Source organism: Paraburkholderia sp. MPAMCS5 (genome assembly GCF_036016995.1).
In the GTDB taxonomy this organism is placed as follows: Bacteria; Pseudomonadota; Gammaproteobacteria; order Burkholderiales; family Burkholderiaceae; genus Paraburkholderia.
Window position 1 is genome coordinate 493834 of sequence record NZ_JAYXBK010000003.1, and the last position, 11949, is coordinate 505782.

Annotated in this window: 6 protein-coding genes; 1 reads left to right on the forward strand and 5 read right to left on the reverse strand. The window is 64.0% G+C overall.

Translation table 11 applies throughout. The features are described 5' to 3' along the window. Positions 1–91: 91 nt before the first annotated feature. From VOM14_RS09750 to VOM14_RS09765, 4 genes are all read right to left on the reverse strand, one after another. The gene (locus tag VOM14_RS09750) at positions 92–922 is read right to left on the reverse strand and encodes a competence/damage-inducible protein A (protein ID WP_327628489.1); all 831 of its coding nucleotides are present in this window, start codon (positions 920–922) and stop codon (positions 92–94) included. Between the two features lie 30 nt (positions 923–952). Continuing rightward, a complete protein-coding gene (locus tag VOM14_RS09755; RefSeq protein ID WP_327628490.1) occupies positions 953–1786 on the reverse strand; it encodes an EI24 domain-containing protein in 834 nt (277 codons plus the stop codon). Between the two features lie 192 nt (positions 1787–1978). Further along, the gene (locus VOM14_RS09760; RefSeq protein ID WP_327628491.1) at positions 1979–2974 is read right to left on the reverse strand and encodes a sterol desaturase family protein; all 996 of its coding nucleotides are present in this window, start codon (positions 2972–2974) and stop codon (positions 1979–1981) included. Between the two features lie 63 nt (positions 2975–3037). Then, positions 3038–4054: a YVTN family beta-propeller repeat protein gene (locus VOM14_RS09765; RefSeq protein WP_327628492.1), complete on the reverse strand. Its 1017-nt coding sequence runs from the start codon at positions 4052–4054 to the stop codon at positions 3038–3040. Positions 4055–4623: 569 nt separating this feature from the next. Here VOM14_RS09765 and VOM14_RS09770 point away from each other — a divergent pair. Then, positions 4624–7566, forward strand: a complete 2943-nt coding sequence (locus tag VOM14_RS09770) for a YadA-like family protein (protein WP_327628493.1) — start codon at positions 4624–4626, stop codon at positions 7564–7566. A 185-nt stretch (positions 7567–7751) separates the two neighbouring features. Here the strand turns inward: VOM14_RS09770 and hrpA are convergent, their stop codons facing one another. After that, positions 7752–11948 (reverse strand): ATP-dependent RNA helicase HrpA, encoded by a 4197-nt coding sequence (gene hrpA, locus VOM14_RS09775; protein WP_327628494.1) that lies wholly within the window; start codon positions 11946–11948, stop codon positions 7752–7754. Between the last annotated feature and the right edge of the window lies 1 nt (position 11949).

Here is an 11949-nt window from a genome sequence, read left to right on the forward strand (position 1 = left end):
GACGGGACGTATCCGGTCGCACACCGTTTAGGACGCGCGGCAACGCAGCCGCCGACCGTCCCTTCACACGCGCGCCGCCTCATCGCACCGGTCAGGCGCGCGGCTTCGTCCCGGCGGCTTCGTGTTCCACGACGTCGCCGCCCAGCAGGTGCACCCCCTCGCGCAGCTTGACGAAGGCCGCCGCCACCGCCTCCGGCTCGCCCTTCACACCAAGGTCGATGTGATGCCGGGCGTAGACGCCGCCGCGCTCGGCGTCGCCCACGCTCGGCAGACTGAACACCCGCACGCCCGGAAAATCGTGCTCGATCTTTTCCATGAGCGGCGTGAGCCGCGACTCCGGCAACTCGAACACCAGCAGCGATTTTTCCGCATGCGGCGTGGCGTGATGCAAATGCACGTAATGCGTGTCGAGGACCCATTCAATCATCGGCCACGCCATGACCGGGAAGCCCGGCACAAAGTAGTGCTCGCGAATCGAAAAGCCTGGAATCTTGTTGTAGCCGTTCGGAATGATCGACGCGCCTTCCGGATACGTGCCCATATTCAGGCGATGCAGGTTCTCCGGCGAGTTCAGATCGAGCGGCGTGGCCGCGTTGGCGGGATACATGTCGCGAATGCGTTCCTGAATCGCCTGCCGAGCCTCCGGATGCAGCGCCAGCGGCACGCCGAGCGCCGCCGCCGCGCATTGGCGCGTATGGTCGTCGGGTGTCGCGCCGATACCGCCCGTGGAAAACACGACATCGCCGGATTCGAACGTGCGCCGCAGCGTCGCCGTGATGCGTTGCGGGTCGTCGCCGACATATTCGGCCCAGCCGAGCGCGAGGCCACGCGCGCCCAGGAGTTCGATGACTTTCGGCAGATGCTTGTCGACGCGCCTGCCCGACAGAATTTCATCGCCAATGATGATGACGCCAAATGCCATTGCCGCCTCTTCGGTTAGATCATGCGTTGATCAATAGGGAACCGGCGCTGCGTGCCGCACGCCGCCAGCTTCGTCCGCGCGCATGCGTTGCAGCGCCCGCAAGCAGTAGTAGCCAAACCAGAGCGCCGAGAACACGAGGATGAACGCGTAGATCCAGATCGTCACCGCAGTGATGACCGGGAACAGCACGACCAGCCACACCGACGACGCCCACAGCAGCGTGGGCAGCGAACCCAGCAAACCACTGGCGACGCCGATCAGCAGCAGCGGCAACCGGAACCGCTTGACCAGCGCGCGCCGCTCCTCGCGGGTGGCGTGCAGCGCGAGCGCGTCGTAGCTCATCACGCGATAAGTGAGCCAGCCCCACAGCAGCGGCGGAATCAGCGCGAAGAACGGCGGCACGAGCCACAGCGGCAGCGTGACGATCAGCAGCACGAGACATACCAGTGTTGTCCACAGCGCCTGGCCGAGGCTTCCGTACCACGTTCCGCCGCGGCGCATTTCGAGGCTCGCGAACTGACGCGTCGAAAGAAAGCGGATGACGGCAGGCATGGACAGCGTGGCGATCAGCAGCAACACCGTGACGACGATCAGCGGAATCGTCATCGCGATCACGAGAAACGGCGCCATGGCCACGTGCAGGCCGGAAAAACCGAGCGAGTCGAACAGATGGTAAAGCGTGACCGTAAACGACCAGTTTTCGAGCCAGGCGCGGGTCGCGCCAATCAGCGTCTGCCAGGAAAACCACAGGATCACGCCCCACCCGACCGTCGCCGCAAGGAACGGCATGAAGGTCAGCCAGAGCATGCGCGGGTGGAGCGCGCTTGCGAGCGCACGCCCGAACGAGCGCAGAAGATCATTCATGCGAGCCAGTGCCGGTGAATGCAACGATAAATGGAAACGGCGGATAGAAACCGCGCAACGGACCGATGATCGAGGCGCGCGCCGTGTGCGGAGCGCGCCCGAACGTGGACAGGATAAACCACGTGGCGCACCGCCGGGAAAACCGGCTGCGCGTGCAGGGAAAAGGTCAGACGGAAGGCTCGGATAAACGGCTCAGACGGCGCTCACGCCGCCCTGATTGCGGCGCCTGCCCGACAGACGGCCGGCAATCCGCACGAACGCGAGCCAGTGCTGCGCCCAGAAGCCTTCGCCGTAACGGCGGCCCTGGAGTTGGTCGCTGATGCCGGTCGGCTCCATCTCTCGGCTCCACGAGGCGCTCCGAAACAACATGTCCCACCAGGGAAACAGCACGCCGAAATTGCAGCCGTATTTGAGGCCTTCATGACCGAAACCGATGGCGTGATGACGTCGATGAAATGTCGGGCTGACCAGCAGACGCTCGCCGAGCCAGCCGAAGTACAGGCGGATGTTGGCGTGCTGCACGCTTTGCGCGAGGTTCGTGATCGCGACCAGCACGACGAACTGCGACGGCGGCACGCCGATGGCCAGCGCGATCACTGCGAAGAACGACGCCTGCATCAGGTCGTCCAGCAGATGATTGCGGTCGTCCGCCCATAGCGACATTTGCTGCTGGCTGTGATGCACCGCGTGCAGCTCCCACCACACGCCAATGCGGTGTTGCCAGCGGTGATACCAGTAGCCGGCGAAATCGAGCGCGAGCAGATACATCACGAACGTGACGAGCGGCTGCGTCGTCACGCCGGGCCACAGATTGTCGAACTCGATATTCGAGATGTTGCGCAGCCGCAGCCATGCCTGGACATTGTCGAAAAACGGCTGTAGCGCGAAGAAAAAAAACAGGTTGAGAATGCCCAGCTTGGCGATCCACGTGTAGATGACGTCCACGCGCACCGCCTTGCGGTTGTCCCATTGCTCGACCGGACGCAGCGCCTCCAGCGGACGAAGCACCGCGTACATGGCCAGCACCTCGAGAACGCCCACGATCACCCAATACAGACTGTCATACGTGTCTTCGTCATAGTCCATCAGGTCGAAGTGGAACAGCAGCGGCTGCACCACGTCGACGTACAGCAACGTCTGCACGGCGGAGACGAAGTTGTCGAGGGAAGAGAAGATCAGATGGAACATGGCGCTAGTCGGGTTACTTCGATCGTTTCGGCGCGCTCATTCGCGGCATGCATGCACGCATTATCACGCGCCGTTCGGCGCCGTGACCGGCGCGCGATTAAAGAAATAGATGCCGTGCGGCGAGCGGCCTACGGCGATCGTCTGGATGAGCTTGCGGGTGTTCAGGTCGATGATGCCGACGTGCTTCGCGAAGCGGAACGTTACCCACAGATAACGTTTGTCGGCGGAAAGTTCCATATCGTCCGGTCCGGGCATCAGGCCGGTGATGTCGCCGACATTGGTGAGCGAGTCTTCGTCGATGATGCTGATGGTGCTCGCCACGCGGTTCGACACCGCGACGTGCTTGCCGTCGGCGAGCGAGCGGAAGTTGTGCGCGCCGTTGCCGGTGTGGATCGTCTTGACGACCTTCTGCGTGCGCCAGTCGACCACGGCGACGTAGTCGGCGCCGGTCATGCCGACGAGCAGATACTTTTCGCCCGGCGTCATCCACAAGCCGGCCGGCACCTTGCCGACCTTCATTTTCCACTTTACGGTTTGCGTGGCCAGGTCGATCGCGGCGAGTTCGCCGGAAACCTGCAGCGTGACGAAAACCGTTTTGCTGTCGGTCGTAAAAGCCATGTGGCTCGGCATGACCGCGAGCGGCAGACGCGAGGCGAGCGTCATCTGGTTCTTCTGGTCGTAATGGTAGATGTCGAGGCGATCGAGGCGCAGACCGGTGGTGACGAGCCATTTGTGGTCCGGCGAAAAGCCGATCTGATACGGATCTTCGATGTTTTCGACCCAGCGCTGGACCTGCCCCGTTTTCGGATCGACGAACATCAGGTTGTTCGACACCGAGTTCGCGACGATCAGCGAGGAATTGTCCGGCGTCGCCATTAAGTGGTGCGGTTCCTTGCCCGTCGGCACGGTGCCGACGACCTGGTGCGTCGTCTCGTCAATCAGGCTCAGCGTGGCTTCGGCGGAATTCAGCACGATCACGTTGTTGGCGTGGGCCGCCGGAGAAAAAAAGCCTGCGGCGGCGACCAGCGCTAAACCCGCGGCGAACGTGGCTGTCACGCCGGGAAGAAAAAATTTACGCATGAAAACTCACTTCGGAGAACGACTGTCATTGTAGAACGTTTGCCGATGCCTGCGGTTGACGCAGGTCGGCTTGCGGCGCGGGGAAAATGAAGGGACGGATCGCCCGGGACGGGCCGGTCGCAGGACTTTGCATTGGCTGCGCCTGTCCTGCAGATGACTCGCGAGGATAGTTCTTATTTTAAATGCGTCTATTTAAGAAATTTTAAAATTCTCGGGACGATAATTAAGATTTATCTTTGTCGCTCTTTATTTACCTTAATTTTATAGACAAAACCGATCATGCAAATAAGATTAAAAAATTAAATTTACCTGTTTCGGATTCGGCTTATTTTTGCCCCCCTTCCGCGCCCCGACAATCTTTCCTCTCATCGCCCAGCCCATCAATCCTGTGGACATGCTGGCGTGATGCAGGTAATCGGCACGCGGCTAAACACGCGGGAAATGGCAATCGATAGATTCAACCATTAATAGCCGCCAATTCCTGGCGCGCTTTGACATTGGGCGATGACGCCCATCAGATTATCCGCGCTCACGCCGACCACGAAACAACAGCGCGGAGTTTTAAAACAATGAACAAGATTTACCAGTCAGTCTGGTGTGAAGCGACGGCAACATGGGTGGCAACGCCGGAAACGTCGAGGTCGAAGACGAAGCGCAGTTCCACCCGAAAGAAGCAGGTGGTCGAGGCGGTGCTGGTTGCCGCGGTGACGTTGACCGGGGCGAATGCAATGGCAGCGGGTATCAACGCAATTCAGAACGGTAACGGCGCGAATGCGGCGGGGGATAACTCAATCGCGCTAGGCACACTGGCAAAGGCAACGGGAGCCAGCGCGATCGCTGCGGGAGCGCTCGCGAGCGCCTCGGGCGACAGCTCGATTGCCGCCGGATTCAATGCGAACGCCAGCGGCCAGAGTTCGCTGGCCTTCGGGGCCGGTGCGGCCGCTACGGCGAACAATGCAATCGCGACGGGACTCACCGCGCAGGCCACGGGCGAGAATTCAGTCGCCACGGGAGCCGCGGCGCACGCAGAAGGCGACAATTCGATTGCTTCCGGGTTCTTCGCGACTGCTCACGGCAGCAACTCCATAGCGGCAGGGTTGGCTGCTAACGCGGCCGGAGACAGTTCGATTGCAACCGGGACGGGAGCGATTGCGGCCGGAGAAAGCTCGATTGCAACCGGGAAGGGATCGATTGCGGCCGGCGCCCGCTCGGTGGCAGCCGGTTTGGGGACACAGGCCAACGGGGCAGATTCGATTGCGGCGGGGGCCAACGCCGTCGCGGCCAACGACTCCAGCACCGCCTTCGGCAGCGCAGCACAAGCGAAAGGAACGCAGTCCGTTGCTGTGGGCTATGCCGCAACAGCTGCTGGCAACAGCGCGTTCGCCGGTGGTGCGTCGGCAACGGCCGCAGGTGACAATTCCACCGCGCTCGGCTATGCGGCCGGCAGCAGCGCATTGAACTCCGTCGCGCTCGGCTATGCCGCGACGGCATCCGCGGAAAACAGCGTCGCGCTCGGCGCGGCTTCCACGACCACCGCTAATCTCGGCGTACAGGCTTACGTGCCCAAAGACGCCGATCCGACGACAATCGCCGGCGCCGCCGCAAAAGGCGAAGTATCGGTTGGCGCGAGCGGTAACGAGCGCCGCGTGACGAACGTCGCAGCCGGCGCGGCGGCCACGGACGCCGTCAATGTCAGCCAGTTGCAAGCGGTCGATACCAAGGTCAATGCAATTGCGCAAAGCAGTACGCAACACTATTTCAAGGCGGAAGGTGTCGCCGACGGCTCAGACGATGCCCTCGCGAGCGGCACCCATGCTCTCGCATCGGGCGTGCAGGCTACGGCCACCGGCGGCAACTCCACGGCTTTGGGCGCCAACTCGCGGGCAGCGGGAACCGGCGCCGCCGCGCTCGGCGCGTACGCGTCGGCAACCTCGGACGGCAGCATTGCCATCGGTTATGCCGCGCTTGCCGGCAACCGCGACTCGATTGCGATCGGCCATGACGCCAGCGCATCGGCAGACGGCTCCGTAGCCTTGGGCCAAGGCTCGATCGCCAGCCGGGCGAACACCGTCTCCGTCGGCTCGACAGGCAAAGAACGCCAGATCGCGAACGTCGCGGCCGGCACGGAAGCCACCGACGCCGTCAATCTCAGCCAGTTGCAAGCCGTCAGCGCAAACGCCTCGCGCTATTTCAGGGCAAATGGCTTGAATGACGGCACCGACGACGCATCCGCAACCGGCGGCAACGCAGTCGCCGTCGGCAGTTCGTCGCTTGCTGCTGGCGAGGCGAGCTTCGCCGCCGGCACGAGCGCCAAGGCACAGGGCGATTTCAGCACGGCTGTCGGCGGCTTCGCCGATGCGGCCAGCGACGGCTCCGTGGCACTCGGCTATCAGGCAAGCGCGGTGGCGGCTAATTCCGTGGCACTCGGTTATCAGGCGAGCGCAGCGGCGGCTAACTCCGTCGCGCTCGGCCAAGGCTCGATCGCCGACCGCGCCAACACCGTCTCCGTTGGCTCAGCAGGCAAAGAACGCCAGATCACCAACGTCGCAGCCGGCACCGCCGCTACCGACGCGGTCAACGTCGCCCAGTTGAAAGCAGTGGGCGACCAGAGCGCCGCCAACGCCGCCCGACTCGACGGCGCTGTGATGTACGACCAGAAGTCCGATGGCAGCATCAACAGGAACAGCGTCACGCTCGGCGGCGATGCAACGGGCGGCGGCACCATCATTCACAACGTGGCGAACGGCATCGACGCTTCCGACGCCGTCAACCTGGGTCAACTCAACGCGGCCATTGCCGGCGCTGTCGATACCGCCGTGGTGAACGCTGTCGTCAATGCGGCGAATCCGTTCTTCAGCGCCGAAGGCGATCGCGACACCGAAAGTGCCGTGTCATCCGGCGCGCACTCCGTCGCAGCCGGCGCGAACGCGCAGGCCACCGGCGCCAACGCAACCGCAATGGGCGCTAACGCCATCGCAAGCGGCAATAACGCAACCGCGCTAGGCGCCAACTCCGCCACAAGTGGGAACAACGCAACCGCAATCGGCGCGGCGGCCACCGCCAGTGCCGAGAACTCCGTCGCCCTGGGCCAAGGCTCCGTGGCGGATCGGGCCAACACGGTATCGGTCGGCGCGGCAGGTCAGGAGCGGCAGATCGCCAATGTCGCCGCAGGCGTGCAAGGCACCGACGCGGTCAACGTCAATCAGTTGCAGCAAAGCGTGAGCGGCGCGCTCGGCCAGGCAAAGAGCTACACCGACGACCAGATCCGCTCCGCCCGGCGCGACTCCTACGGTGGCACCGCATCGGCGCTGGCCATGGCCGGCCTGCCTCAAGCCGTCCTGCCCGGCCACGGCATGGTCGCGATGGCCGGCGGCACCTATGGCGGCCAGTCGGCGCTGGCCATCGGCGTGTCGCAGTTGTCGGAAACCGGCAAATGGGTCTACAAGCTGCAAGGCAGCACGGACTCGCGCGGCCAGTTCGGCGCGTCGTTCGGTGCGGGAATGCACTGGTAAGCAACATCGCGGGAAATGGATGTAGCCCGCCGGTGATGATCAGGCACTGAGCAGTCAAGCGCAGGTCCACCCCCAGCCTGCGCACTTTGCGCGTGACGCCGCCCTCACAAGGAAGGTGTCACGCGCCTCTTTCCCGCGAAAACAGGTGGAGGAGATGCGCTCGCCCCACGCCACGCGGAACTGCATCACCGCTGCATCGAATCCCACACCTTGTAAAGCCGCTTGACCGACACCGGCATTGGCGTGCGCAATTCCTGCGCGAATAGCGAAACGCGCAGCTCCTCCAGCAGCCAGCGGAATTCGGAGAGACGCGCGTCCGGCACGCCGCCACGTTGCGCGACCGCGCGCTGATAGTTCTGCCACAAGGGCTGGAACTCGGCGAACTGCCGCGCATCGCGCGCCGGGTCGGCCTTCAGCTTGTCGACGCGCAACGCGATCCCCTTCAGGTAGCGCGGAAAATGCGTGAGTTGCGAGTAAGGCGTGTCGACCACGAATTGCTTGCCGATGAGCGCGTCGAGTTGATTCTGCATGTCGGCATGCGCGGCGGTGAACGACTTCGCCTGCACAAGCTTCTTCTGCACCGTCGCGTATTCGCCGAGAATCTGCCCGACCAGCCGCGCGATCTCCTGCGCCAGCAACGTCAACCGGCTGCGCCCTTCGTCGCGGCGCGTATGGAAACTGACGTCGTCGTCGGGTAAGGGATCTTGCAGGCAGGCGCGGTCGAGCGCGGTGTCGATCAACTGATCGCGCAACTCTTCCTGCGTACCGCGCGTCATGAACTGCATCGCCATTTCGCGCAAGCCCGGCAGATTTTTCTCAAGATACTTGATCGGCTCCTTCAACTGCAAAGCGAACAGCCGACGCAATCCCGCGCGATGAATCCGCGCCGCCTCGTCCGGCGAATCGAACACTTCGACGTCGCAATGCGTGCCGCGATCCACGAGAGCCGGATAGCCGAACAGCGTCTGCCCGCCGCGGCGAATTTCGAGCAGCTCGGGCAGCTTGCCGAAATTCCACGTGGTCAGCTTTTCGTAAAGCGCGGTGCCTGCCGCGCCGCCCGCCGCGCCTCCGCGCGACGCCGTTTGCGGTCCCGGCGCGGCGGCGCCCTTGCCCCTCTGCGCCGCGCCGGGCGCCGTCGAAGCGTCACGCGTCGAAGCGCCGGCCGCCGAACCCGCCGCATCGGCCAGCGCGGCGCCCGCCGCGCTCGACGCGATCTTCTGGAAATGCTGCTGCGCCTGGCCGCCCAGCTCGGCGCGCAATTGCGACAGATTGCGGCCCATGGCGAGCTGCCGGCCGTGCTCGTCGATGATCTTGAAGTTCATGAACAGATGCGGCGGCAACGTCTCGAGCTTGAAGTCCGACTGCTTCAACGCGACCTGCTTCTGCTCGCGGACATCGGCGATCAGCGCCTCCAGCAAACCGCCCGCCGCAAAGCGCGGCGCGGCATGCCGCTCGACGAAACCCGCCGCGTATTCCGGCAGCGGCACGCAATGGCGCCTCAGCTTCTGCGGCAAGGACTTGAACAGCAGTTGCGTCTTCTCTTTCAGCATGCCGGGCACGAGCCATTCGCACCGCCGCGCGTCGACCTGATTGAGCGCGTAGAGCGGCACGGCAAGCGTGACGCCGTCGCGCGGCGAGCCCGGCTCGAAGTGATACGTGAGCGCCATTTCGACGCCCGACATCGTCATCCGTTTCGGGAACAGGTCGGTCGTCACGCCGGCGGCTTCGTGCCGCATCAGATCGTCGCGCGACAGATACAGCAGGCGCAGCTTGTCTTCAGGCTGGCCGCTCTTTTTCACCTCGTCGCGATACCAGCGCTCGAACGACGCGCCGGTATAAATGCCCTTCGGCAACGCCTGATCGTAGAACGCAAAAATCAGCTCGTCGTCGACGAGCACGTCCTGGCGGCGCGACTTGTGTTCGAGTTGCTCGATGTCGGCGAGCAGCTTGCGGTTGTGCGCGAAAAAGCCCAGTTTCGTGTCGAACTCGCCTTCGACGAGCGCGCCCCGAATAAAAAGCTCGCGCGCCCGCGCCGGGTCCTGCTTGCCGAAGCTCACGCGCCGCCGGTGATAAACCGGCAGCCCGTAAAGCACCGCGCGCTCGAAAGCGGAGACCTGCGCCGCGCGCTTTTCCCAATGCGGCTCCGAGAGCGACTTTTTCAGCAGATGCGCGCCGATCTTCTCGATCCACTCCGGTTCGATTTTTGCGATGCAGCGCGCGTAGAGACGGCTCGTCTCGACCAGTTCCGCGGCCATCACCCACTTGCCTGCCTTCTTCACGAGCGCGGAGCCCGGCCACAAATAGAACTTGATGCTGCGCGCGCCGAGGTAATACGGCTCGTCGTCGGCTTTCAGGCCGATGTTGCCGAGCAGGCCCGTCAGCAACGCGAGATGAATCTGCTCGAAGGTCGCTTCCGCTTCGTTCAGACGCCAGCCGTGCTCCCGCACCACCGTGAGCAATTGCGAATGCACGTCGCGCCATTCGCGCAGCCGCAATTGCGACAGGAAGTTCTTGCGGCATTCCTCATGCAACTGCTTGTTCGACTTCTTATGGGCGATCGCTTCTTCGAACCAGTTCCAGATTTTCAGCCATTGCAGGAATTCCGAGCGCTCGTCGGCGAACCGGCGATGCGCCTGATCCGCCTGCTCCTGCGCCTCGATCGGCCGGTCGCGCGGGTCTTGCACCGACAACGCGCTCGCGATGATCAGCACTTCCTTCAGTGCCTGCTGATCGCGCGCGGCGAGGATCATCCGGCCAACGCGCGGATCGAGCGGCAGACGCGCGAGTTCGCGGCCGAGCGGCGTGAGCTGGTTGTCGTCGTCGACGGCGCCGAGCTCGTTGAGCAACTGATAACCGTCGGCGATGGCGCGGCCGGGCGGCGGCTCGATAAACGGAAAGGTTTCGATCGCCGTCAGATGCAGCGACTTCATGCGCAAAATCACCGACGCCAGCGACGAGCGCAGAATTTCCGGATCGGTGAAGCGCGCGCGGCTCTGATAATCGCTCTCGTCGTACAGGCGAATGCAGATGCCGTCGGCCACGCGCCCGCAGCGCCCTGCCCGCTGATTCGCGGCGGCCTGCGAAATCGACTCGACCTGCAACTGCTCGACCTTGTTGCGATACGAGTAGCGCTTCACGCGCGCAAGGCCGGTGTCGACCACGTAGCGGATGCCCGGCACGGTCAGCGAGGTCTCGGCGACGTTGGTCGCGAGCACGATCCGCCGCGCGTTCGACGTGCGGAACACGCGCTCCTGTTCGGCGGCTGAAAGGCGCGCGAACAGCGGCAGAATTTCCGTATGCGGCGGATGGTGCTTGCGCAGCGCCTCGGCGGCGTCGCGAATTTCGCGCTCGCCGGGCAGGAACACCAGCACGTCGCCGGGGCCTTCGCGGCACAGTTCGTCGACGGCGTCGACAATCGCTTCCATCAGATCGCGGTCGCGATCCTTGCCGGATTCGCGCGAGGTTTTCTGACGTTCACGCGCGGCCGAAGCGCCCGACGTGCCCTGCGCGGCTTTCACCGCCGGGCTGTCTTCCTCGACCGGACGGTAGCGCACCTCGACGGGATACAAGCGCCCGCTCACTTCGATCACCGGCGCGGGTTTTTCGTCGCTGCCGAAATGGCGCGCGAAGCGATCGGCGTCGATCGTCGCCGAGGTCACGATCAGCTTCAGATCGGGACGCTTGACGAGGATTTCCTTGAGATAGCCGAGCAGGAAATCGATATTGAGGCTGCGCTCGTGCGCTTCGTCGATGATCAGCGTGTCGTACGCTTTCAGCAGCGGGTCGGTCTGCGTTTCGGCCAGCAGAATGCCGTCGGTCATCAGCTTGACCGACGCGCCCGGCGACAGATTGTCGGTGAAGCGCACCTTGTAGCCGACCACTTCGCCGAACGGCGTGCCAAGTTCCTCGGCGATGCGCCGGCCCGTCGCCGACGCGGCGATCCGGCGCGGCTGCGTGTGGCCGATCAGACCCGAACCGCCCGCGCCGAGGCCGCGCCCCAAGGCGAGGCAGATTTTCGGCAACTGCGTGGTCTTACCCGAGCCGGTTTCGCCGGACACGATCACGACCTGATTTTCGGCGATCGCCTTCGCGATCTCGTCGCGGCGGCCGGACACCGGCAGCGCTTCGGGGAAGGTGATCGGCGGAATCGGGTTCGGCTCGGCGACGACGCGCGGCGCGCGGCGCGCGCGCGGTTCTCGTTGCTCGCGCGGTTCTCGTTGCTCACGCAGCTCTCGCGACTCACGCGCCTTCTCAGGCGCGTTCGGCTTGTTACGCTTCACGCCCTGTTCGGGGCGGCGCTTCGCTTGGCCGGCGTGCTCGCGGTCGGCGGCCGGCGCCGCATTCTCGTTCGCCGCGGCGGGACTTTTGGGTACATTCGACATG

Excerpts from the sequence above, each read along its gene's own strand:
- VOM14_RS09760 (WP_327628491.1), bottom strand. The coding sequence starts at position 2,974 with ATGTTCCATCTGATCTTCTCTTCCCTCGACAACTTCGTCTCCGCCGTG.
- VOM14_RS09755 (WP_327628490.1), bottom strand. The coding sequence starts at position 1,786 with ATGAATGATCTTCTGCGCTCGTTCGGGCGTGCGCTCGCAAGCGCGCTC.
- hrpA (WP_327628494.1), bottom strand. The coding sequence starts at position 11,948 with ATGTCGAATGTACCCAAAAGTCCCGCCGCGGCGAACGAGAATGCGGCG.
- VOM14_RS09770 (WP_327628493.1), top strand. The coding sequence starts at position 4,624 with ATGAACAAGATTTACCAGTCAGTCTGGTGTGAAGCGACGGCAACATGG.
- VOM14_RS09765 (WP_327628492.1), bottom strand. The coding sequence starts at position 4,054 with ATGCGTAAATTTTTTCTTCCCGGCGTGACAGCCACGTTCGCCGCGGGT.
- VOM14_RS09750 (WP_327628489.1), bottom strand. The coding sequence starts at position 922 with ATGGCATTTGGCGTCATCATCATTGGCGATGAAATTCTGTCGGGCAGG.